Source organism: Candidatus Villigracilis saccharophilus (assembly GCF_016711665.1).
This window is the reverse complement of sequence record NZ_JADJSO010000020.1, coordinates 43,375-65,762: the sequence shown is the minus strand read 5'-3', so window position 1 is coordinate 65,762 and position 22,388 is coordinate 43,375. Positions and strand designations below refer to the sequence as shown.

At 49.8% G+C, this 22,388-nt stretch carries 21 protein-coding genes; 5 read left to right on the top strand and 16 right to left on the bottom strand.

Features of this window, described 5'->3' with window-relative positions:
* Positions 1-8: 8 nt before the first annotated feature.
* The 7 genes from IPL17_RS08435 to IPL17_RS08405 all read right to left on the bottom strand — a co-directional run bounded on the left by IPL17_RS08435 (position 9) and on the right by IPL17_RS08405 (position 5,662).
* Positions 9-665, bottom strand: coding sequence for a corrinoid protein (locus tag IPL17_RS08435; protein ID WP_345306641.1), 657 nt, complete (start codon positions 663-665; stop codon positions 9-11).
* A 259-nt stretch (positions 666-924) separates the two neighbouring features.
* Entirely contained in the window at positions 925-1,632 is a 708-nt protein-coding gene (locus IPL17_RS08430; protein WP_345306640.1) for a hypothetical protein, read from the bottom strand.
* A complete protein-coding gene (locus IPL17_RS08425; protein WP_345306639.1) occupies positions 1,625-2,404 on the bottom strand; it encodes a hypothetical protein in 780 nt (259 codons plus the stop codon). Before IPL17_RS08425 ends, IPL17_RS08430 begins: the two co-directional genes overlap by 8 nt.
* A gap of 572 nt (positions 2,405-2,976) precedes the next feature.
* Positions 2,977-3,378, bottom strand: coding sequence for a cytochrome c (locus IPL17_RS08420; RefSeq protein ID WP_345306638.1), 402 nt, complete (start codon positions 3,376-3,378; stop codon positions 2,977-2,979).
* Between the two features lie 13 nt (positions 3,379-3,391).
* Positions 3,392-4,570 carry a hypothetical protein gene (locus IPL17_RS08415; protein ID WP_345306637.1) on the bottom strand — a complete coding sequence of 393 codons (1,179 nt, stop codon included), beginning with the start codon at positions 4,568-4,570 and terminating at the stop codon, positions 3,392-3,394.
* 1 nt (position 4,571) lies between these two features.
* Entirely contained in the window at positions 4,572-4,895 is a 324-nt protein-coding gene (locus IPL17_RS08410) for a cupin domain-containing protein (protein ID WP_345306636.1), read from the bottom strand.
* A gap of 83 nt (positions 4,896-4,978) precedes the next feature.
* Positions 4,979-5,662, bottom strand: coding sequence for a Crp/Fnr family transcriptional regulator (locus IPL17_RS08405; RefSeq protein ID WP_345306635.1), 684 nt, complete (start codon positions 5,660-5,662; stop codon positions 4,979-4,981).
* A gap of 895 nt (positions 5,663-6,557) precedes the next feature.
* Here IPL17_RS08405 and IPL17_RS08400 point away from each other — a divergent pair.
* From IPL17_RS08400 to IPL17_RS08385, 4 genes are all read left to right on the top strand, one after another.
* Entirely contained in the window at positions 6,558-6,944 is a 387-nt protein-coding gene (locus tag IPL17_RS08400) for a MerR family transcriptional regulator (RefSeq protein ID WP_345306634.1), read from the top strand.
* A gap of 32 nt (positions 6,945-6,976) precedes the next feature.
* Complete coding sequence (locus IPL17_RS08395; protein WP_345306633.1) at positions 6,977-7,939, top strand: aldo/keto reductase; 963 nt, start codon at positions 6,977-6,979, stop codon at positions 7,937-7,939.
* Between the two features lie 63 nt (positions 7,940-8,002).
* Positions 8,003-8,887, top strand: a complete 885-nt coding sequence (locus IPL17_RS08390) for a TIGR03560 family F420-dependent LLM class oxidoreductase (RefSeq protein ID WP_345306632.1) — start codon at positions 8,003-8,005, stop codon at positions 8,885-8,887.
* Between the two features lie 11 nt (positions 8,888-8,898).
* Positions 8,899-9,933, top strand: coding sequence for an alcohol dehydrogenase catalytic domain-containing protein (locus IPL17_RS08385; protein ID WP_345306631.1), 1,035 nt, complete (start codon positions 8,899-8,901; stop codon positions 9,931-9,933).
* A 230-nt stretch (positions 9,934-10,163) separates the two neighbouring features.
* Here the strand turns inward: IPL17_RS08385 and IPL17_RS08380 are convergent, their stop codons facing one another.
* The 8 genes from IPL17_RS08380 to IPL17_RS08345 all read right to left on the bottom strand — a co-directional run bounded on the left by IPL17_RS08380 (position 10,164) and on the right by IPL17_RS08345 (position 19,285).
* Positions 10,164-10,805, bottom strand: a complete 642-nt coding sequence (locus IPL17_RS08380; RefSeq protein ID WP_345306630.1) for a CBS domain-containing protein — start codon at positions 10,803-10,805, stop codon at positions 10,164-10,166.
* Between the two features lie 150 nt (positions 10,806-10,955).
* The gene (locus IPL17_RS08375; RefSeq protein ID WP_345306629.1) at positions 10,956-11,666 is read right to left on the bottom strand and encodes an ABC transporter ATP-binding protein; all 711 of its coding nucleotides are present in this window, start codon (positions 11,664-11,666) and stop codon (positions 10,956-10,958) included.
* A gap of 1 nt (position 11,667) precedes the next feature.
* Complete coding sequence (locus tag IPL17_RS08370; protein ID WP_345306628.1) at positions 11,668-12,420, bottom strand: ABC transporter ATP-binding protein; 753 nt, start codon at positions 12,418-12,420, stop codon at positions 11,668-11,670.
* Positions 12,417-13,388 (bottom strand): branched-chain amino acid ABC transporter permease, encoded by a 972-nt coding sequence (locus IPL17_RS08365; protein WP_345306627.1) that lies wholly within the window; start codon positions 13,386-13,388, stop codon positions 12,417-12,419. The genes IPL17_RS08370 and IPL17_RS08365 overlap by 4 nt, the downstream gene beginning before the upstream one ends.
* The gene (locus IPL17_RS08360) at positions 13,385-14,251 is read right to left on the bottom strand and encodes a branched-chain amino acid ABC transporter permease (protein ID WP_345306626.1); all 867 of its coding nucleotides are present in this window, start codon (positions 14,249-14,251) and stop codon (positions 13,385-13,387) included. Before IPL17_RS08360 ends, IPL17_RS08365 begins: the two co-directional genes overlap by 4 nt.
* Before the next feature lie 81 nt (positions 14,252-14,332).
* Complete coding sequence (locus tag IPL17_RS08355; RefSeq protein ID WP_345306625.1) at positions 14,333-15,679, bottom strand: amino acid ABC transporter substrate-binding protein; 1,347 nt, start codon at positions 15,677-15,679, stop codon at positions 14,333-14,335.
* A gap of 223 nt (positions 15,680-15,902) precedes the next feature.
* Positions 15,903-16,592, bottom strand: coding sequence for a response regulator transcription factor (locus IPL17_RS08350; protein WP_345306624.1), 690 nt, complete (start codon positions 16,590-16,592; stop codon positions 15,903-15,905).
* A complete protein-coding gene (locus IPL17_RS08345; RefSeq protein ID WP_345306623.1) occupies positions 16,589-19,285 on the bottom strand; it encodes an ATP-binding protein in 2,697 nt (898 codons plus the stop codon). Before IPL17_RS08345 ends, IPL17_RS08350 begins: the two co-directional genes overlap by 4 nt.
* A gap of 216 nt (positions 19,286-19,501) precedes the next feature.
* Here IPL17_RS08345 and IPL17_RS08340 point away from each other — a divergent pair, with 216 nt between their 5' ends.
* Entirely contained in the window at positions 19,502-21,904 is a 2,403-nt protein-coding gene (locus IPL17_RS08340; protein ID WP_345306622.1) for an ATP-dependent DNA helicase, read from the top strand.
* A gap of 190 nt (positions 21,905-22,094) precedes the next feature.
* Here IPL17_RS08340 and IPL17_RS08335 read toward each other — a convergent pair whose 3' ends face one another.
* The gene (locus IPL17_RS08335; protein WP_345306621.1) at positions 22,095-22,310 is read right to left on the bottom strand and encodes a YjfB family protein; all 216 of its coding nucleotides are present in this window, start codon (positions 22,308-22,310) and stop codon (positions 22,095-22,097) included.
* Positions 22,311-22,388: the final 78 nt, after the last annotated feature.

Sequence of the window (22,388 nt, the reverse complement as noted above, 5' to 3'; positions counted from 1 at the left end):
GATATTTTTTATGCGCTGATCAGCGTATGCACTACTTTGACAGCATCCGCCGCGTTGCGCGCTGTGCCATCCGCGCCGATATGTTTGGACCAGGTTTCATTCACAGATGCGCCGCCGACCAGCACGATATATTTTTCGCGAATGCCGCGCGCTTTGAGGATCTCGATCACATCCTTCATAAAGGGCATTGAGGTGGTAAGCAATGCGGACAGGCAGATCACCTGCGCGCCTATTTCTTCGGCTTTATCAATAATGGATTTTACGGGAACGTCCACGCCCATATCTGTGACCTCATAACCTGCGGCAGTTAACATGGATGAAACAATGTTCTTGCCGATGTCATGAATATCTGTTTGTACAGTGGCTGAAATCACTTTTGCTTTTACCTTGTTTTCCGTCCCTTCATATTTTTTCAACAGAGCCGGCTTGACCACTTCCATCGAAGCCTTAAGCGCACGGCCGGCAAGCATGAGTTCAGGCAGGAAATACTCGCCGTTTTCAAAGCGCTTGCCAACCTCTTCTGCCCCGGTCATCAAGCCTTCGTTTAAGATCTCCAACGCATCTATGTTTGCCTCAACCGCGGAGCGGGTTGCTTCGGCGGCATCATCTTCTTCCCCTTCAATCACAGCTTCAACGATGGCTTGGAGGTAGTCATTTTCAGACATGTTTTTTCTCCCGGAGGTCTTGGATAAATTGGCAGGATTGTATGTTAAGAGGTTGCTCTGGTCAATAGAAATGGTTTCTTTATATCGTTTAATTAGGCCTTTAAAATGTCTTATCGTGAAAGTGGAACTTTCTGGCAAGTTCAAAGCGCAAGAAAAATGAATTCATTAATCAATTCCATAAAGTAACATGTCTTTGGCGCGATATTTGAGAAGATGGGTATGGCATTTTTGACCAAGGAAAAAATAATGTGCCAGTTTTTTACTTGAGCTCTTGCCGCAATTTCTCTGCAACTGTACGCAAGGTCTTGATGCGTGCAAAATATTTATCGTTGGCCTCCACCAGCGTCCAGGGAGAATCGGGGGTGCTCGTTTTCAACAACATCTCTTCTGCAGCGGTGATGTAATCCTCCCATTTACCACGATTCCGCCAATCCTCATCTGTGATTTTCCATGTCTTGTAATTTGTCCGCACGCGCTCCCGGAAGCGGCGCAGTTGCTCCTGTTTGCTGATGTGCATCCAAAATTTAAAGATGACTGTACCAAAATCCGTGAGTTGACGCTCGAACTGATTGATTTCGCTATAGGCGCGCCGCCAATCCGCTTCAGTGCAATATCCCTCCAGGCGTTCAACTAATACACGTCCATACCATGAGCGGTCGAATATGGCGATCTGCCCCTGCTCGGGCAACCGCCTCCAAAAACGATAAAGGTAATGACGCTCTTTATCCTCACCCGACGGTGCGGAGATCGGCCAGACCACATAACCGCGCGGATCGATTCGTTCTGTCAGGCGCTTGATCGTGCCTCCCTTTCCTGAGGCATCCATGCCTTCAAAGACGATCACCACGGGCCGCTTCTGTGCGTAGACTTGAAAAGCCATTTCATGCAGCTCTGCCTGCAAAGCCTTGAGCTGCTTATCGTATTCATCGTGCTCAGTTGCCAGTGTAAGATTAAGTCGCTCAAGCATTGACGGCTCCTTTCATTTCCTTTGTTGCGCGGGAGCGTTTGGCTTTCGCACCCGTTGATGAGGGCAGCCCTAGGCGCGCTTCAAGTGAAGCGATGATCGTTTCAAAGACCTTGACGCGCATGTAATACCGATCAGTTGCTTCGACGATGGTCCAGGGCGCGTGAGGCGAATCGGTGCGGGCGATCATATCTTCGACAAAGCCCGCATATTTTTCATAGCGCTTGTTTTGCAGCAGATCTTCCTCTCCCACTTGCCATGCTGTCAACTTGTCTTTACGTAATTTTTTAATTCGCTTCTGTTGATCCGCTTCGCTGATGTGCAGCCAGAATTTTAATATCACTGCTCCATCTGCAGATAGCATCTCTTCGAATTCAGCGATATCGTGGTACGCGGCGCGTAGCTCATCTTTGTTGATCGTTTTATTCAGGCGATCGATCAATACCCTGCGATACCACGATGTATCGAATGCGACCATTTGCCCGCGTGCAGGGATCTTGAGCCAAAAACGCGACATCCACGGATAACGCAACTCTGCGGTACGCGGCGGTGTGATCGGGACAACGCGAAATCCGCGCGGATCCAAACGCTCTGCGAGCAAACTGATCAGACGTCCCTTGCCAGTCGCTGCCCAGCCTTCGAAAAGAATGATGACTGGAATCTTTGCGTCGAAAACCGCATGTTCCAATTCATAGAGGCGTTGTTGCAACGGTCTTAATCGTTTTTTATACTCCTCTTGTCCTAAAACCAGATCGAGATTGACATGTTCAAGCATGGCGAACTCCATTTTTCGGTTTGATAATTTGACTGCAGCGCCTAAGAGTCTAATGGTATAGTCACGATCAGTAGTTGACAATTCAGAAGATCAGGGGGAGTAAGATGGTGGTCATTCCCGGAAAGGGGTCAGGTTTTAGTTTGTGGGTAATTCAATTTTGTTTATTATATGCTTAATTGCATTAATTGTCTTGCTTGTAAGAATACACCTAAATGCAAGTGCGGTATGCCACAAGTGTTGGTTGGTAATTCGAAACCGTGTCGGAAATTTTGTGTTAGAAGATTTTTGATAAAAGAGCGATTTTGTAAGCTGTAAACAAAGGTATGTAATTTCCAGCCCTCTTTCTCGCTAAAATTAATAAAACAAAAAAAGAACCGATTTTTTAGGATTGGTTCTTTTGTATGAATTGGGTGCCCCGATGGAGATTGCACCCACGAAGTGTAATTATTTCTGCTGACCTGGAGTTGATTTTGTGTTTTTATAGGTGTTTTCCAGTAAAGACTTGTTCACTCTATGCAGGGGAAAAGCAGATCGCAGAAATGAAAACGGAATCCAATATCTTGTGGATGCCTCTACTTCAAGGTACGAATAAATGACACAACCTGCCAGATCTGTTCATCTGTCAAAATGCCCTTCCACGCAACCATTGCAGTGCCATCCTTGCCTGTGGAAATGCGCCAGAACAAATAATCGTCAGCAACGATCGCGCTTAACTCAGGTAAATTTTTTGGAGCAGGATCGAGTGAAGTACCTGCAGGTCCGTCTCCATGACCTTGTGAGCCGTGACATACAACGCAATTATTCTTGAAAACATCTGCTCCAGCGATAGCGGCATCAGCACTCAATGGATTGGTCAGCCCGACAAAATCAGCAGGGACTGAAGCTGGTGCAGTTGTCGATTTTGCTGGTTCACTGCTGCAAGCAGCAAGAGTCAATGTGACCAGAACGAACAAAATTAGAATACCTTTTTTCATCGCATATTTCCGATTACGCCAGCTCATGTTTTTGCAAACCCGTCCGCGCGATTTCAATAAGTTCCTTCAATGGGTGGATCAAGGCCACTGCGTATAGAGCGAATCCGATCCCATACAGCGCGCCTCTGGCCGGGACGATGAAGATGCTTGCCCATACAAACAAACTTCCCGCTGTTGCCGCTGCAAGGCTTCCCCAACAACCGCCGAGTTGTGGAGTCTCCTCCTTGAGGAAGAAACGCCGGGCAATGTACGGGATGAGGGCAATGCCAAATTGCAGCACCCAGCCATAAATTAAAGCTTGAGGCGCTGTGGATTCGATGGGACCAGCTTCAAAAATTCCAAACATAATGAACGGCGCCATCCCGATCGGGGCGATAATCCAGAGATATGAAGAAACCAGATGCCATGCGCCTGCGCTGTTCAATTTTCCGCTTTCTTTGAAGGCGCGGATCATCATGACCACCATCCAGATCGTTGAACTCAAATGCAGGACCAGACCTGAAACGGTGGGAGGCAAACTTCCGCCGAGCCAGGGTCCCAACACGAGACCGAACGCGCCGAGCGTCATACCCCAGTAGATGAGTGAAATATTTTTCGTGTTGCTGAGCGGACGACCCGTGATCATCGGCACGAAATCCACAAGCAAGCCAGCGAAGACGAGCGACATGAAGCCCCACGAGTTGGCGTGGATGTGTGCTTCAAGCGGCACTTTGATATACAGCGCGTCGCTCCAGTTGAGAAATAACCCTGTGCCGATGATGATGCCGACCAATAAATAGAACATGCCTGTGATATAAAACTTGAGGCTTTCAGGCGCATCGCCGCCGCGCACATTCCATAATTGAATGAGGAGCAGTGTCGCGGAGATGAAAATAAGTGTGCCGCCTGCAAAGATCATCGGGTGATTCATGCCGCCAAAGCCAGCTACGAGCGCAATAAAGCCAACATTGAGAGTCAGCCAAATATCCCAGCGCATGGAGGGGCGCGGCTTTTTTGAAAGGGTCGCAACCAACAAGGGTAGTAGCCCGAAGATCACTTGCGAGAGAATTCCAAGCGTGATGAAATGCACGCGCACCCAGCGTAATGCGGGAAATGCGCCGACAAGGTTGATGCTTACCAATGAAGCATCTGCGGCGGAAAGCAATGCCACGAATGTGAACAGCACTGTTGTCAGTAAATATGGGATGGGCATTTTATTGTTCCCCTTTTGATCCAAGGAATACAACCCGCGTTTTTGCATTCATGCCGCGCTTCATACCGCTGGGTACAACAACGGTCACGCCGGGTTTGATCTCGAAGGCTTCGTCACCAACGGTCATCAAGCCTGTACCTTCGAGAAAGTGATACATCGCCGCCTCGCCAGGGTGCGCGGGAATTTGTCCGCCTGCCTCCAACCCAACGACCAGCGCCTTGAAATTTGGAGTGTCAATTAAGAATTGCGGTTTTGGACCATCTGCGGCAAAGACGGCCTTTGCTTTTGTATCAGCGAAATAGATTTGTGAAGTTGTGTCAGACATATTGTCTCCTTTTGGATATGCCTGACTTTATCTCTTTCCCCCGTTTCCCGCCCCGACTTTTGTCGGGTTTTTGCCCCCAGTTATTATTTGCCCTGAATCATTGCCCGCTCCGCGAGACCCGCGCGATCCAGAATGCGGATGGAATGTTTATCCATTTCGATCAGCCCTGCCTTTGTCAATTCACGGATGACGCGGCTCAATACATCGGGTACGGTGCCGAGATGCGACGCCATTTCTGTTAGATTTGTCGAACGCTGACGCTCGATCACATCCCCTTCGGCTTGATCAAGCAAAAGTTTTGCATATCTCGCTTCGACAGTTTTTAAAGACAGATCCGCTGCAAGCGTCACAAGACCAATGATCTTATCTGCCATGTTCTCGATAATCTGCAGCGCTGTTTGCGGATGCGCCAGAATTATCTCTTCCAATGCCTGGCGGGGGAGCAGCCATATCCCTGATTCTTCCAAAGCAACTGCGGTGGCGGGATTGGCGCGGTTTGCGAGAACCCCCACTTCGTTAAACATTTCACCTGCGCTGATAAATCTCAATACCTGTTCGCGTCCATCCGGGGAGGATTTCAAGACTTTCAACGATCCGTATTGCAGATAATATAAATTGCTTTCGGTATCCCCTTCCCAGAATACGACAGCATCGGGAGCATAGACTTTCCATGTGGAGTTTTTTGCCAGCCTGGAAAGAGTTTCCTTATCCAGTCCGCGCAGGAATTCAAAAGTTTGCAGTCGTTTGAGGAGAATGTCAGTTTGCATGCTTTGATTTTATCCCAGTCTTTCCAAACCGCTGGCTTGCTCGATGACGAGTGGATCATTGCTGTTAGCTTCGTAAGTGGACATCCCCTTATAGTTGATATTTCGAAAAAAAGGGGGACGGGTAAGAAAGCGATGACCTCCAGGAAAATGATCTTGATGTGATTTAAAAATTCTAAAAAATCAAGGAAACTTCCCATGGCGCATGCCATGAAACCGGGAAACGAAAAGAATTCCCCGCCATGTCCGAATGCATTGGCATTGGGTGATGGGTCTTTGTAAACGCGCCCAATTGGATATGTTTTATTTATATGCCACAGGTTGTGGTTGTACCTCCGATCTAATGTCTCAATTTCAAGTTTCCCTCTTGACAATAAGTTGGAAAATTAATCCTTCTGCAATATTTTTTATTATCTTTCTAACCCCACTGCCTATGGCAACGACAGGGACCGGGATGTGTCATTGAAGAAGAAGTTATGAGTTTCTTCTAAATAACGAGAGCGATAGGATGACAGAGTGTTTGCGGATCACATACTTTCAACAGTAGCGTCTTCAAAACTGGGATGTTCACCCAAAGCTATCTTCGCTGACTGCAAGACCTATCCACCCGCTCGGATTTGAGCTATAAAAATGGACTGTCATGCTTTTTTGCTCTCATCTGATAATTACCCGGGAGCAATGTGATGGGTAAAAATCCTTCTCTGTTATAAGAACGCATCAACCTCTCGATAAACCAGACTCCCAAGAGTAAATAAACAAGGGTGAATTGCAGCTTATTCAAAGGCGCTTTTTTTGTTACCATCCACTGATTCATGTTTGTACTCCATGGATTTTTGTTACACCGAAACCCTTGACTTGGAGTTAACTCCAAGTGTTACACTGCCCTTCGAGGTGACTCATGAAAATCGCAGAAGTTAGTGAACAGCATGGTATTTCAACGGATACGCTTCGTTATTATGAACGGATCGGTCTTATCCCGCCCGTCACTCGAAATGAAAGCGGCATCAGAGACTATAACGAGCTTGATGTCAGACGGGTTGAATTCGTCAAGTGTATGAGAAGCGCAGGTCTTCCCATTGAAGTGTTGATCGAATATATCGGACTGGTTCAGCGGGGCGACCAGACCATTGAGGCTAGAAAAGATATTCTGGTCGAGCAGCGGCAGTTGCTGATTTCCAGAATGGAACAAATGCAAAAGACTTTGGATATTTTGAATCATAAAATTGAAGTGTACGAAAAAGCTGTTTTGAAAAACGAAAAAGAAATGATCCCGGTAGTGGAATAAATCGATTCATCGAAAATATAGGAGTTCTAAAAATGAAAACACGAAAGCTTGGTAATAGCGGACTGGAAGTTTCAGCTCTCGGACTCGGCTGCATGAGAATGAGTTTTGGCGACACGCCCACCGACAAACAGGAGATGATCGATTTTCTTCATAAGTCTGTTGAGCGCGGCGTGACTTTCTTCGACACCGCGGAAGTGTACGGTCCGTTCACAAACGAGGAACTGCTCGGCGAAGCGTTGGAGCCGTTCAAAGGTCAGGTGGTGATCGCCACCAAGTTTGGCTGGAAACACGGGGAGAAGGGTCCGCATCCAAGCGCTGGTGTGGACAGCAGACCGGATCAGATCAAACGGGTAGCTGATGCGTCTCTCAAGCGTTTGCGAGTCGAGAGCATTGACCTGTTCTATCAGCACCGTCCTGACTCCAATGTGCCTATGGAAGATGTGGCAGGTGCGGTGAAGGATTTGATCCAGGCGGGCAAGGTCAAATATTTTGGTTTGTCCGAATCAAACGCAGAGCAAATCCGCGCTGCTCATGCAGTTCAACCTGTTACTGCTTTGCAAAGTGAATACTCGATCTGGTGGAGGAATATCGAAGCGGAAATTTTGCCGACCTGCGAAGAACTTGGCATTGGGGTTGTACCGTACAGTCCGCTGGGACGCGGTTACCTGACAGGCAAGGTTGACGAGAACACGACCTTTGACAGCTCCGATATCCGCAGCCGCAATCCGCGTTTTACGCAGGAAGCGATCAAAGCGAATCGGGCTGTGATCGATCTTCTTGAGAGAATTGCAAAACAGCATGGTGCTACTCCGGCGCAAATTGCACTGGCGTGGTTGCTGGAGAAAAAGCCGTGGATCGTTCCCATTCCCGGCTCACGCAAACTTGAACGGCTCGATGAGAACAACGGCGCGCTGAATATCGAACTATCGGCGAATGATCTTGCTGAAATTCATAGCGCTATGTCGCAGATCAAGGTGGTTGGAGACAGGTACTAAATAGCCTGGCTACTGATCGGATGGAACAAGTCAGCGGCGAACAATATCGAATAGGAGATTAATATGTACATTGGATTACAAATTCCGTCCTTCAAATATCCCGGCGGTACGGCTGACATCCGTCCAAAACTAAAGGAAATCGTCACAACCGCAGAAGGAGCAGGTTTTCATAGCCTGTGGGTGATGGATCATTACTATCAGATCAAAGGCTTGTTCGGTGAAGCCTATACCGACCCAATGCTGGAAGCCTATACCACGCTCGGATATTTTGCAGGGTTGACTGAAAAAGCCAGACTCGGCGTTCTGGTCACGGGCGTGATCTATCGCAACCCCGCCGTGTTGATGAAGATGGTCAATACGCTCGATATCCTCTCTGGTGGTCGTGCTTATTTTGGAATTGGCGCGGCGTGGTATGAAGATGAGGCAAAAGGGAATGGAATTCCCTATCCGTCAACATCGGAACGTTTCGAGCAACTGGAAGACAGCCTGAAATTGGCAAAGGCGCTCTGGGCCAGTGATGAGACATCTTTTGCAGGCAGGCATTTTTCTGCTCCTGCAATTACCAATAATCCGCGCCCGCTTTCAAGCCCGCATCCTCACATCATGATCGGCGGTACGGGTCCCAATAAAACATTGCGAATGGTCGCCCAATATGCGGATGCCTGCAATATCGGTGATTGGGTCGGCACAGAAAACATGCAGAAATCGCTCGACACGCTCAAGGAACATTGCGAGACTTTGGGACGTGATTATGAAACGATTGAGAAAACCTGCCTTGGCACTGTGCATCTTTCTGCGAAGGATACGGTAGACGGCGTTATAGATCGAATCCAGAAACTTTCTGAGATGGGCTTCACCCACGCGATCTTCAATATGCCGGATGTCTACAAAATTACCCCGCTTGAAGACTTTGCAAAAGAGATCATCCCCGCTGTGGCGGGGCTTTAAGGAGAAAAAATATGAAAGCAACTGTAATGTATGGCGCGGGAGACGTTCGCATCGAGAATGTTCCTGACGCTCGAATTATTGAACCCACCGACGCTCTCGTCATTGTCACCCGCGCCGCCATCTGCGGCAGCGACCTCTGGCCTTACAAGGGGATGCGGGCCAGCGAAGAAGGCCGCCGCATGGGACATGAATTTATCGGCATCGTTGAAGCAGTTGGCGCGGATGTCCGCACCATCAAGGTTGGTGATATGGTAGCCGCGCCTTTCGCATGGTCTGACGGAACCTGCATTTACTGTCAGGAAGGCTTGCACACTTCCTGCTTGCATGGAGGGTTCTGGGGCGGCACCAAACTGGATGGCGGACAAGGGGAAGCGGTGCGTGTCCCTCAGGCGGATGGGACTCTCTATCCTCTTCCTGTGGGGCGAGATGACTCCTTAATGCCCTCGCTTCTTACTCTGACCGATGTAATGGCTACAGGCCATCATGCAGCTGTCTCAGCCAGAGTTGGTCCCGGGAAAACCGTGGCAGTTGTCGGTGGCGGGGCGGTCGGCTTGTGCGGTGTCATCGCCGCGAAAAGACTCGGAGCCGAGCAGGTCATCCTGCTGGATCGTCACGCCAGTCGAATCGCACTTGCGAAAGAATTCGGCGCGACCGATATTGTCAGCGAGCGCGGAGAGGAAGCGGTTGTGCGTGTACGCGAACTGACCAAAGGGCTGGGCGTGCAATCCGTTCTTGAATGTGTGGGCTACGATGAATCCACGCTCACCGCGCTGAGCATTGCCCGTCCTGGTGGCGCGGTGGGGCGCGTGGGTGTTCCGCAGGGTGAAGCCATGCCCGCCGCCATGCCGACCTTTTTCAACAACGTCACCATTGCCGGAGGCCCTGCCCCAGCCCGCGCATATATCGCAGAACTGCTGCCAGATGTCCTCGAAGGAAGAATCGAGCCGGGCCGCGTCTTCGATTGGGCCGGCGGACTCGATCAAGTTCCCGATGGCTACCGCGCCATGCACGCGCGCGAAGCCATCAAGGCCATTATCGCATTTTAGCAGCGATGTTTTATGTACCGTCCCGCAGGTTTGTGTAAATCAGTCGGTTTACAGTTCAAACCTTCGGGACGGTAGTGAGAAAAGGATTTCCCAATTGCCGCATGGATAAGCGAAGAACGTAACAAGACCGGCTCAGTCGAAGAATTTTTATTTCTATCTACTCACACACAACAAGAATTGTTTTATTGTCCACTCTGAGGGAATACTGGGTAGTTAGCATAGGGCTTCTATCAGCACTCTCTTATATCAATAAACTTCAGCACAACCTTCGACAGCGTTTTCTTGACATCTTCCAACTTCATCTCCGCCACTTTGAATGTGACGATAACGGTCTTTCCATCTTCTGTCGCAAACTGGCCAAAAGAAATGAAGTTGCCGCCCACATCTGCAATGGCTTTGGTGATCATCGCTAGTTGACCAGGGTGATCTTCGGCAATGGCCGTCACACGGATTCCTTTTGTGCGCGCGCCCATCAATTCAAGGAATATCTTGAACAAGTCTGTCTCTGTGATCATGCCGACGACTTTGTCCGCTTTCATTACAGGCACGCCGCCGATCTTGTTATCTGCCATTATGCGCGCAGCTTCTTCGATGGGAGTATCAGCCTGCACGGTTAACACTTCGCGCGTCATCACTTCCTTGACCGTGATCTTGCTAAGCATGTAATTCATTTCCCACACGCTCAAACTTGTGGCCTGTGACGGGGATGCGTTCAGCAGGTCCTTATCCGATATGATACCGATCAATTTGCCATCCTTCAGGACAGGCGCGCGGCGGATTTTTTCCTTCTTGAACAACGCCAGCGCATCATGAATGGGCATATCTCTTGTGATCGAAATAACAGGGCGGGACATTCTTTCACCGACTAACATGGGGAGCCTCCTAATTTGAATAATGTCGCTGCGAGGCGCTCTTGTTTTTTGCCGAAGCAGTCTCCTAATTATAGGGGGATTGCTTCGTCGGGAAGAGCAAGGGCCCTCCTCGCAACGACATATTGAAAATTACTATTTCAATTTTTTGATTTACAAACCAAGATACGCCTCGCGGACATGTTTATCCTTGATCAATTGCCGCGCGGGACCTTCGATGCCAGACTTGCCTTCGGCGAGCACATATCCATAATCACTGATGGCCAATGCCATTTGAACATTTTGTTCCACCAGCATGATCGTAAGACCCGTATCACGCAGGGCTCGCAGCCCTTCAAAGAGTTGCAGAACAAGCAAAGGCGCAAGACCGAGCGAGAGTTCATCGATCATCAAGACTACCGGGTCTGCCATGATGCCTCTTGCCACTGCCAGCATTTGCTGTTCGCCGCCGCTCAATGTCCCAGCCTTTTGAGTCTTGCGTTCAAGCAGGCGCGGGAACATGGTGTACACCTTTTCAAGATTCTCCTTGACCTTCGGGCGCGCGCGTTTATTCGATGCACCCAATTCAAGGTTTTCGTACACGCTCATATCTGTGAACAACTGCCTGCCTTCAGGCACGAGCACCAGTCCCAACTCTGCTTTGGTGTATGCGGGCATGCGGCTGACATCCTGTCCCTGAAACCAGATCGAGCCGCTCCACGGTTTGAGCAGTCCCATCACAGCCCGCAGCATGGTTGTCTTGCCCGCGCCATTCCCGCCAACCAGACAGGTTAACTTTCCAACTTCCAGATTCATGCTGGCGCCCCACAAGATTTGCACTTCGCCATAACCAGAGGTGATGTCACGAACTTCAAGAATAGCCATGTTAATCATCCTCCATCAACTGTTCGGCAAGTTTGGGGTCGCCCAGATAAGCCTCGATCACTTTCGGGTGGCTGACGATCTCACTTGGCGAACCTTCAGCGATCTGCGTGCCATAATCCAGCACAAGGATGCGGTCTGAGACATTCATAACAGCCTTCATCAAATGCTCGATCATAATAATGGTGACGCCCTGCGCGCGAATATCCAAAACCATTTGGATCATGCCATCGATCTCAGATGGATTCAAACCCGCGAGAACTTCATCCAACAAAAGCAGATGTGGGTGTGATGCGAGCGCGCGCGCCATCTCAAGCCTTTTCTTCTGTGCCACGTTCAGGCTACCCGCTAACTGGTCGGCGCGAACTGAGAGACCGACAAACCCGAGCACTTCGTCCGCGATCTTTGCGGCTTTACTCAAACTTTGATTCTCATGTCCGAAACATGCGCCAACCATCACATTCTCACGCACGCTCAACTCATTCAACGGGCGCACGATCTGATGCGTGCGCGCCATGCCCATCTTCGCGAGATGATACGGCATCTTATTCGTCACATCTTTACCCTGAAATAAGATGCGTCCTTCTTCCGGATGATAGACGCCATTGATGGTATTGAACAAAGTTGTCTTGCCCGCACCATTCGGACCGATCAATCCCAGAATTTGTCCCTTGGGAAGATCAAACGTGACTTGTGTCAGCGCCTGCAAACCGCCGAAGCGTTTGGTGACACCTTGTACTTGTAAGAGAAGCGTCATGCCAATACCCTCCTCAAAATTGGGAAGCGTTGTCTCAGCCAGCCGACTGCGCCTGCAGGAATGAACAACACGATGATCAATAACAACGCGCCCGAGACAGAGAGTTGAATATCCTTGAAGAAGTCACTGGTCACCAGATACCCGCGCATGCCCTGATAGGCAAATGCGCCGAGGATCGGCCCAAGCACTGTACCTTGTCCGCCGAGCATGACCATGACAAGCAATTCGATCGAAGCATGAAGTGGGAAAGCATCATGCGGTTCCACGTTTCCATTCTTGAAGAAGAACAACACACCGATCATGCCGGGGATGATGGCGGACAACACATACGCCCAGGTCTTTGCATCTGGCGCGAACACGCCCATCACTTCCGCCGCATCTTCATTCTCGCGGATGGCAAGCAGTCCCAGCCCAAACTTGGAGGTGCGGATGATGTAACTGAGGATGATCGCCAGAATGGCAAGTCCGCCGACAACGTAGAAAGCCATTTCCAATGCTTTCGCTGCGCCGCCGTAGGCGAGGTAAGCCTTGAAGTTAAGCGTAATACCTGTCGGTCCACCGAATAGGTCAAAGTTATTGATGAACGCTCTCATCGCTTCGTTCACACCGATGGTAGCCAATGCAAAATACGCGCCGCGCAATCTCAATATCGCCTTTCCTAAAAGAAAAGCCAGAACACCTGAACTGACTCCGCCAGCCAGGATGCAGATCCAAAGCGACATGCCTTGTGAACTAAGCAGATAGAAACCAACGTAACCACCGAAGCCAAAAAATACAATGTGACCGAAACTCACATAGCCTGTGTAGCCAAGCAAAATATTCAAACTGGATGCGAGTGCGATGGCCTTCAAGATCGTGAATGCAGTTTCGCGCGCGGCGGCTTTGCCTGTGATGGTGGGATACAACATCAACCCCGCGATGACCAACAGGGGAAGGATAATGCCGATGTACTTTTGAAAGTTTCTCATTGTTTCGCTCCAAACAATCCATTGGGACGAACAAGCAGAACCAAAATGAACAAGCCAAATTCAATAACGGGAACCCATGAAGTTTCAAGAAAAGCGGGGACGATGGCTTCAAGCACACCGAGCGCCAATCCGCCAACCAATGCACCGATGGGATTTCCCAAACCGCCCAAAACGCCGATCACAAAACTCTTGAGTTCGTATCCGCCGCCGGAGAGAATGCTGAATGGAAAGAAGGTTGCGATCAATGCGCCTGAGATGGCGGCCAGCATGGTTCCCAAACCAAAGCTCAAGGCAAGAATGCGCGAGGATGGGATGCCCATCAACTCAGCGGCTGCGCGGTTGTTCGCGACGGCACGGATATTTTTCCCGGGGCGAGTCTGATAGAGAAACAGGTACAGCCCGCCCGTCACAATGATCGCTGCCAGGGCTGCGATCAGGCGCGTGCCGAGCAAGGTCGTCGAGCCAAGATTCACACTGCCCATGTTGAAATCCACATTGAATGGTGATGTGGTGAAGGCGGCAGTTCCCAGCCCGATGATGATCATGTTAACTGAGAATGTCGCCAGCAGTGAGGAAAGATGTGGCGCGTTGATCACACGATGGACTGCCACGGTGTAGATCAAAATCCCCAAAAGCAAACCCACGGGCGCGATGATAAATAATCCAAGATAGGGATTAATGCCCATTTTTATAAAGATGAGATAAGTGCCGAACATGCCGAGTGAAATGATGGGACCGTGGGATAAATTAATGACGTTCATCACGCCCCAGATCAACGTCAGCCCCATTGCGGCAACACCGTACACAAACCCAAGCAAAATTCCATCTGGCAACGAAGCAAGGAGCAGGTTTATTTGTTGCATGAATTAACTCCAAAATGATAAAGACTTCGGAAGTCTTTTGGATTTATGAAGACTTCCGAAGTCCAGAGGAGAGCTTATATATTACGGCGTGGTGATCGGGAAGATGGGAGCCTTGGTGGCGACATCCGCAGGCCAGACGACTTCGCGAACCAATTCGCCCGCTTCATTCTTCTGCCATTGAATGACAACCATGCTGTGACCGATCTGCAAACCATGCGCTTCAGCGGATGTGTCGAACTTGATGCCGCCGTAGAAGGTGAAGATGTTGGTTGCGTCAAGCGCAGCCTTGACCGCTTCGCTGTCGATTGAGTCTGCGTCTCTGATGGCTTTTTCAAGCAGCAGGCCTGCGGTATATCCGCCAGCAGCATGATAGGTGGGTTTGTCGCCATAAGCAGCTTCAAAGGCTGCGGAGAATTCTTCGCCGCTAGGTCCGAACCATTCAATACCGAGTCCGTTTGCTTCCGCTTCAGTATGAGTGGCTTTGGCTTCCCATTGGCTGGGACCAGTCACGCCAAGTGCGGCATCGCCCAACTCGGAAAATTTGCTGTCAGGAGGAGCAACAAGGAGGGCGATAAATTGAATGCCAACCTTGCGTTCGTACAATTGACGGGCAAAGGTACTTCCATCGGGATAGTGACCGCCACCCAAAACGACTGTCGCGCCAGAGTCAACGATCTTGTTGATGATCGGCCCGAAGTCTGCGGTGTCGGATGCGTAGGCTTCTTCCAATACGATCTCAAATCCAGCGGCTTCAGCATAGGGCTTCAAACCGCCGACTACTGCCGTGGAGAATTTGTCGCTTTCATTTACGATCGCGATCTTGGCAGCGGGGTCAAGGGTCTTGAGCATATCTACAGTGCTGGTGAGATACAGCGAGCCAGGGGTATAAAGTTGGAATACACCCGTGTAGCCCTGCTTGTAGGTATCATCATCAGCCGCACCAGTGGTGATCATCAACTTGCCGTTCTGTTCCGCAATGACTGCGGCAGCCGCAGTGAGACCAGAGGAGTATGGGCTGATCAGAAAGTCAGCGTTGTCTTCGGTGATGAGGCGTGTGTAAAGTTCCTGCACGCGCTCCTTGGTAGATTCATCATCGTAGCTTTGCGCGGCAAATTTGACGACTGTGCCGTCGCTCAAGGTGAGTCCGCCCGCTTCATTCACTTGATTCATCCACAAATTAAAACCATTGACCTGACGCTTGGATGAAACTTCCTGTGCGCCAGTTTGTGAAGCGGTAAAACCGATGGTGACGGTTACTTCTTCTGCGGCAGCAGCAGGTGCTTCGGTTGCGGCAACGGGTTCCTCATTTACAGCGGGAGCTTCCACAACGGGTGCCTCAGTCGCAGGGGCAGCTCCGCCTCCACAGGCAGTGAGCGTAAGACTAAGAACGATCAACAGGGCAAAGAGATTGAAAAGTGTGCGTTTCATTTTCGGACAAGCCTCCTTCGTGGCGTGAAAGAATGAATTGCGAATCACAAGAGTTGGGACCGCATTTAAATAGATTATAGGAAGGAAGCGGAAATATCGAATAAAAAACGGATGGGCAGATATAAATAATTTATAAATAATTTCCCCTAGAAAAACTAACCGAGGCCTAAGGTCACAAGGACTGAAGGCATTACCTTCCTTCGGTACTTTGCCTGAAGATTTGTTACCCCTCGAAGCGATACCCCATCCCGTGTTCGGTGAACAAGTGGCGCGGATTGAGCGCATCCACTTCTATCTTCTGGCGCAGGCGGCCAATATACACGCGCAGATATTCGGCTTCGTTGCCATATTCCGCACCCCATACATTTTGCAAGATCGCGCGGTGCGACAAAACTCTGCCCGCGTTTTTCAACAAATACACCAGCAAATTAAATTCCGTCGGCGTTAATTCCACAGGTGAATCTTTCACGGTCACAAGATGCCGATCCATGTCCACACGAATATCTCCGCGCACCAACTGCTCTTCATTCGACGATGGCTCCAGCCAGCGCGCGCGCCGCAGCACAGCCTTGATGCGTCCCATCAATTCGCCGACGCCGAACGGTTTGGTTAAATAATCATCAGCACCCATATCGAAGGCTTGAACCTTATCAGACTCTTCGCCCAATGCGGTCAAGATGATGATCGGTGTTTTGGATGTCTCGCGGATGCGGCGCGTGGTTTCCAAACCATCCAGGTGCGGCATCATCAAGTCCAAAATTACAAGGTCAACTTTCTCATTATTAAAAGTTGCCATCGCTTCCAATCCGTTGGCGGCGGTCAGCACTTTGTAATGGCGCGCCTCTAAATTTCGGCGCACGAAATCGCGCAGTGATTTTTCATCATCCACTACCAACACAACAGGATCATTCATAAAGGTTCATCTCTCGCTTCATATAAATTCAACGGAATGGAAAACGCAATGCACGCGCCCGCATTCATCGGCTCGACCCAGATCTCGCCTTTGTGTGCGCGTACAAGTCCCTGACAGATCGCCAGCCCAAGTCCCGCTCCGCTTGTCACGCGCGCAAGGCTGTCATCCAGACGATAAAAACGTTCAAAGATACGTTCACTTTTTTCGGGCGGAATTCCCGGCCCGTCATCCATCACACGGAAAATTATCGAATCATTTTGTCTGTTAACTTTCACTTGAATATAGGACTGCTCGCCCGCATATTTGACCGAGTTCTCGATCAGATTGCGGATGACCGTTTCGAGACGCGGCACATCCGTATAAAGAGACGGCAAATCCTTTTCGATTTGGACCTCGAACCTGTTCCCGCTTTCGAGACGCGCCTGCTTCGCCCCGCGCAGGATGGTCTCCTCAATATTGCATTTCTCCAAAGATAATTTCAATGAGCCCGCTTCTATCCGTGAAAGATCCAAAAGATTGTTGACCAGACTCGTCAAGCGATCGGTCTCATTTGAAATGATGGTTAAAAATTCTCTTTGCGATTTACTGTCCCATTCCACATCTTCAGCCAGCAATGTGGATGCGTAGCCTTTGATCGCAGCCAATGGTGTGCGAAGCTCGTGTGAAACCGTTGAAATGAGATTTGACTTCATACGATCCAGATCACGGTCAGCCGTAATATCGTGCAGGATGATGCCGCGTCCAATTGGCATGTCTCTTGCATCGGTCACATCGAAGGTCTCGAACCGTAGATGCAGCGGACGTCCGGCCGCCATCAGCGCGATCTCAGATTTTTGCTTCGACCCTTCAAGAATATTCCTGACTTCATCTTCCTTTGATATGTCATCGATGGACCTGTTCAACACCCGGCTTATGACACGCTCCACTTGTATGTTGGATATGTCCTCATTTGAAAGTTGAGATAGTTCCGCGACTCGTCTGTTCGCATAAATGATCACGCCATTCAAGTCATTCAAGATCAAACCATCGTCCATGGATTGAACAAGCGCTTCAAGGCGGTGCGTTTGTTCCTGTAACCTCGCGTCACTGCGTTCAAACAAAATCGCGTTCTCAATTGCCATCGTAGCCTGGTTTGCAAAGCTCGACAGCAGTTGTATTTCGTTAACTGTGAATTCGTGCGGCATGGGATGGAACACAAGCAGACACGTTGGAGGCGCGTGCTGTGTGTTGAGCGGTACGCCCAATACTGCGCGATAGCCTTCAGCGCGCGCCCGCGGCCTTTGCGGCATATAGGATGGATCGGTTTCTGTATCGCTGACCTGGACCGGCTCACGCGCGCGCAAGGAACGCATACTCACGGAACTCGGTTCGCTTGGCTGAAGGGATAGCTGTTCGGTAAAACTTTGAGAGAGTCCACGGCTGGCGCGGACTCGGAATTCGCCGTGAGCTTCATCCAATGCGATGATGGCGATCCTCTGCACGTTCAACAGGCGGCCGACCTGTTCCAGAATGCGATCCAGCACAACGCTTAAGTCCAGAGACGAGACAACTGCGGTGCTGGTCTCCAGTAAAGTCGATTGCTCCTTCATTCGTTCGGTAATGGAATTCTCCATCCGCAAAATACTTCGGATGAGATTCCCGATCTGATCGGCGCGGTGTGACATCCTTTCGATCTGTGTGCGCTGACTCTGTTCAACCTCTTGGTCCAATCCGATCGCTTCGGATATGAGCGCCAGTTTTTCAATCGGGTTGATCACGCGCCAGGCGAGAATTCCCCAAAACGCAAGACCGATCAAAACAAAGGTTGCCATTGCCACCTGCGTGATGCGCTGAAGAATAATACGGGTCGCAAATGCATTCGCCGTGGGACGGCTGATGATCACGCCCCAGTCCACGCTGGGGATGGATGCGTAGGTGTATAAGCGTTCTTCATCGCTAAGATCGGTCTCCACGATCGAGCCGCTGTTCCCAGCCAGGACTTGTGTGTAAATATCAGGCAGAATTTCATTCGCGTGTTTTAATAGAAAGTCAGGGTCGGGATGTGCAATGACCTGACCGCTCGCGTCGAGGATCAGTATTTCAAAACCTTCTTCGTTCGTATGTTCCGAGATGATCGCAGATAAGGTATCGCTTAAACTTTCAAGTTTTATATTCGTGCCGACCAATCCAAGGAATTCTCCGCTCGAAGAACGAATGGGCATAACCGCCGTCGCCACCGCCTGATTGGTGGTGGGGGAGATGCGTCCTTCAGAAATTAACGGAACGTTGGATGTCAATGCGTTTTGATAATAACTGCGGAAAGAAAAATCCGTCCCCACTGTGGAACTGGGGCCAACGGGATAGTGATACAACATGATCCCATCCGCACCCAAACGATAGACCAAATTTACATCGGGCCGCGTGCTTAATACGACAGAAAAAAGCTCCCCCATATTTTCTTCTTCAATTTTGATCACGCTTGAATAATAAGAAAGTTCCTCGACCGTTTTCAAGGAATTATTGATGGCAATATCTGTTTCAAGGGCAATGGCGCGCGCGAGAGCAATATCGTTCGCCTCCACATCCCCGCGGATCCTTTCCCCTACCAGGCGGTCAAATATCAATAGCGTTACCAGAAACGGAATGATCAGGAACAGGTAAAACGCCAGAAGCTGAAGTCCAAGATCGCGGTGAAACGTTAACCATCTGCGCATAGGATTGTAGGCAATTTTACTACTCAATATTGTGGTGGCAGCGGGAGTTATTTACAGATATTGATGGCGAAGATCCAAAAGCAAGCCAAAGATTTAGATGCCGCCATAATCGGCAGTTGGTCACTAAATTGAGGGGAACATGTAGTAGGATGTGCGCCTGCCAATTGTATGAACTGGCTTGTACCAGAATCTAAAAACATATTTTCTGCCGAACCCATGCTAGAATCTTCGGACAAAATGCAGACTGAATCTGTTACCCAGATCAAAAATGATCAACCTTACTTTGTCTCCGTTCGCAGCCTGGTCGAATTTGTTTTACAGGCGGGCGACTTGACGGTTGGTGGATTTCAAAAGCGTGATCGTGCCCAGGCCGGCACGCAAGGTCATAAACAGGTGCAGCGTTCCCGTCCAGCCGGTTATCAATCCGAAGTGGAAATTCGCCATCGGGTTGAAGGTGTTGACCCGCCGATGGAAGTGCGCGGCCGGATCGACGGCCTGTATGCCGGCGAAGAACCAGTCATCATCGAGGAGATCAAAACAACCACGCTGAGCCTGGATCTGGTTAATGAGGACCACAATCGACTGCATTGGGCACAGGCACAGTGCTATGCCTATATGTATGCCCGACAACATCAATTGAGCGGGGTGCGCATTCATCTGACTTATTACCATCTCGACAGCAAAAAAGAGAAAACTTTTGAGCGCTATTTGTCGCTGGCGGAACTGGAGATTTTTTTCCGAGACTTGATCACTGCCTACCTGGGCTGGTTTCGAAAGATCAGCGCATGGCAGGTCCGGCGCGACCAATCGATCCAACAACTCGAATTCCCCTATGATGAGTATCGCCCGGGCCAGCGGGATATGGCTGTGGCAGTCTATAAAGCCATTCGAGCCAATGACCGCCTATACGTGCAATCGCCGACTGGGGTCGGGAAAACCATCGCAGCCCTTTTCCCTGCGGTTAAGGCATTGGGGCAGGGACTGGCTGCCAGGATCTTTTATCTGACGGCGAAAACGCCCGGTCGTCTGGTGGCGGAAAAGGCTCTGGATGATATGCGGCAGGCTAACCTTCAATTCAGAAGCGTGACCCTGACGGCCAAGGAAAAGATCTGTTTTTGTCCGCCGGTTAATTGTGACCCGGAAGTGTGTATATTTGCTCGTGGTTATTTTGATAAGGTGAAGCAGGCACTGGATGAAATCAGTCATCATCAATCTTTTACTCGTCCAGTGATCGAGGAGATCGCCCGTCAATATCAGATCTGTCCTTTCGAGTTTTCACTGGACCTGGCATTGTGGGTGGATTGCATCATCTGTGATTACAACTATTCATTCGATCCACGAGTTTATCTTCATCGTTTTTTTGACTTCAGTGCGGAGCCTTATATCTTTCTCGTCGATGAAGCGCATAACCTGCCGGATCGAGCCAGAGCGATGTATTCGGCTGAACTCGATAAAAGGACAGTGCTGGATCTGCAGCGCACACTGAAACCGCATTTGCCTGCCCTGGCAAAAAAGCTGAGCGTGATCAATAAGATATTGCTGGAGATACGCAAAGCCTGTCAGGCGGAGGAGAAGGATGCGCTGATCGAATACGAGCCGCCTGAAAAGCTGATCAAGGCAGTTCGGGATTTCAGCCAGAAGGCGGAAGACTGGCTGGCCCTGAATCAAACTGCTGAGTTCAGACAGGAATTATTGGAATTCTATTTCCTGTGCAGTAACTATCTCCGTACTTCCGAATATTTCGATACGTTCTACGTGTCTTACTTTGAACGATTGGGGCAGGCCGATCTTAAAGCAAAATTATTCTGCCTGGATCCAGCTCCCATGCTGGCTGTCCCGCTGGAGCGCAGTAGATCGACAGTCTTTTTTTCGGCGACATTGCTGCCGATCGATTACTTCATGAAGCTCTTGACTGGCGATAAGGATCACCCCTGGCGAATCTTTCAATCCCCCTTCCCGCTGGAAAATGTCTGTTTGCTGATCCACAACCAGATATCCACCAAATATGCGCAGCGGGCTGATTCCTATGACGCGATCGCCGCGGCAATTGAAACGATCTGCAAAACGCACGTGGGAAATTATCTGGTGTACTTCCCATCCTACGCATATCTTGATTCTGTGCTTGAACGGCTCAAGGAAAGGCTGTTAGAAAAGCAGCTTCTTGTTCAGGATCGAGCCATGACAGAAGCGGATCGCGATGTCTTTTTAGCCCGATTCTCGGCGGGTAATCAGGAAACGCTGGTTGGACTTGCCGTCATGGGCGGCATCTTTGGTGAAGGGATCGATCTGGTGGGCGAGCGCTTGATCGGTGTCGTGGTTGTCGGGGTGGGCATACCGCAACTGGGTTTGGAAAGAGACTTGATCAAAGAGTATTTTGACCGCCAGTCTGGAAGTGGTTTCGCCTATGCCTACCAATATCCAGGTTTCAACCGCGTGCAGCAGGCAACGGGTCGGGTAATTCGCACAGAGACGGATCGGGGGATCATTGTGTTGATCGATGACCGTTTTACCCATGCGCGTTACCGCCACTTATTTCCCTCACACTGGCGAAGTGTTCAAGTCGTGCAAAATTCCGACGAGATGAAAGATAAATTGACGCAATTCTGGTCGCGGACTTAGCGGATTACCAACCCGATCTATCGATGTGACTGCTCCCGACTCAAGAATCAGACGGGCAGCCAGGGCGAAACCAAGGTTGTATGAAAAGCAAGCATGTACGCGAAAGAACAGACCTTTTTGAATAACAGCTTGTCTGTTAAGGTGCCGGCACAGGAATATATAGTTTGGATCAAAAAATGCTGCCGACTTGTTATGCCCCAATATTGACGATTTGTCCGGTTCCATCCACGGTTGGGCTGGGTCCACTGTTGATCATTTGAAGCAATGCCTGGGCCTGATTCGCCTGAGTATCCATGATTTGCTTCAATACACTGAACCCAATTTCCTGTGGGATGCGTACGCTTTGCATGGCGCTCGCCATTAATGCCAGCGAACTTTCCATTGAGTTAATACCATTGATTGCCATAACTTAAGTATCGTCAGAATGTTCAAAAACATAAGGAATTAAGGCTATGACTTTATTGCCTGGTCATAGGTGAAATGG

Bases quoted from the DNA above. Each gene is read 5' to 3' on its own strand.
- IPL17_RS08390 (WP_345306632.1), top strand. From the start codon at position 8,003: ATGTACATTGGATTACAAATTCCGTCCTTCAAATATCCCGGCGGTACG.
- IPL17_RS08410 (WP_345306636.1), bottom strand. From the start codon at position 4,895: ATGTCTGACACAACTTCACAAATCTATTTCGCTGATACAAAAGCAAAG.
- IPL17_RS08420 (WP_345306638.1), bottom strand. From the start codon at position 3,378: ATGAAAAAAGGTATTCTAATTTTGTTCGTTCTGGTCACATTGACTCTT.
- IPL17_RS08395 (WP_345306633.1), top strand. From the start codon at position 6,977: ATGAAAACACGAAAGCTTGGTAATAGCGGACTGGAAGTTTCAGCTCTC.
- IPL17_RS08335 (WP_345306621.1), bottom strand. From the start codon at position 22,310: ATGGCAATCAATGGTATTAACTCAATGGAAAGTTCGCTGGCATTAATG.
- IPL17_RS08385 (WP_345306631.1), top strand. From the start codon at position 8,899: ATGAAAGCAACTGTAATGTATGGCGCGGGAGACGTTCGCATCGAGAAT.
- IPL17_RS08405 (WP_345306635.1), bottom strand. From the start codon at position 5,662: ATGCAAACTGACATTCTCCTCAAACGACTGCAAACTTTTGAATTCCTG.
- IPL17_RS08355 (WP_345306625.1), bottom strand. From the start codon at position 15,679: ATGAAACGCACACTTTTCAATCTCTTTGCCCTGTTGATCGTTCTTAGT.
- IPL17_RS08375 (WP_345306629.1), bottom strand. From the start codon at position 11,666: ATGGCTATTCTTGAAGTTCGTGACATCACCTCTGGTTATGGCGAAGTG.
- IPL17_RS08350 (WP_345306624.1), bottom strand. From the start codon at position 16,592: ATGAATGATCCTGTTGTGTTGGTAGTGGATGATGAAAAATCACTGCGC.
- IPL17_RS08370 (WP_345306628.1), bottom strand. From the start codon at position 12,420: ATGACGCTTCTCTTACAAGTACAAGGTGTCACCAAACGCTTCGGCGGT.
- IPL17_RS08415 (WP_345306637.1), bottom strand. From the start codon at position 4,570: ATGCCCATCCCATATTTACTGACAACAGTGCTGTTCACATTCGTGGCA.
- IPL17_RS08365 (WP_345306627.1), bottom strand. From the start codon at position 13,388: ATGAGAAACTTTCAAAAGTACATCGGCATTATCCTTCCCCTGTTGGTC.
- IPL17_RS08345 (WP_345306623.1), bottom strand. From the start codon at position 19,285: ATGCGCAGATGGTTAACGTTTCACCGCGATCTTGGACTTCAGCTTCTG.
- IPL17_RS08425 (WP_345306639.1), bottom strand. From the start codon at position 2,404: ATGCTTGAACATGTCAATCTCGATCTGGTTTTAGGACAAGAGGAGTAT.
- IPL17_RS08360 (WP_345306626.1), bottom strand. From the start codon at position 14,251: ATGCAACAAATAAACCTGCTCCTTGCTTCGTTGCCAGATGGAATTTTG.
- IPL17_RS08340 (WP_345306622.1), top strand. From the start codon at position 19,502: ATGCTAGAATCTTCGGACAAAATGCAGACTGAATCTGTTACCCAGATC.
- IPL17_RS08430 (WP_345306640.1), bottom strand. From the start codon at position 1,632: ATGCTTGAGCGACTTAATCTTACACTGGCAACTGAGCACGATGAATAC.
- IPL17_RS08400 (WP_345306634.1), top strand. From the start codon at position 6,558: ATGAAAATCGCAGAAGTTAGTGAACAGCATGGTATTTCAACGGATACG.
- IPL17_RS08435 (WP_345306641.1), bottom strand. From the start codon at position 665: ATGTCTGAAAATGACTACCTCCAAGCCATCGTTGAAGCTGTGATTGAA.
- IPL17_RS08380 (WP_345306630.1), bottom strand. From the start codon at position 10,805: ATGTTAGTCGGTGAAAGAATGTCCCGCCCTGTTATTTCGATCACAAGA.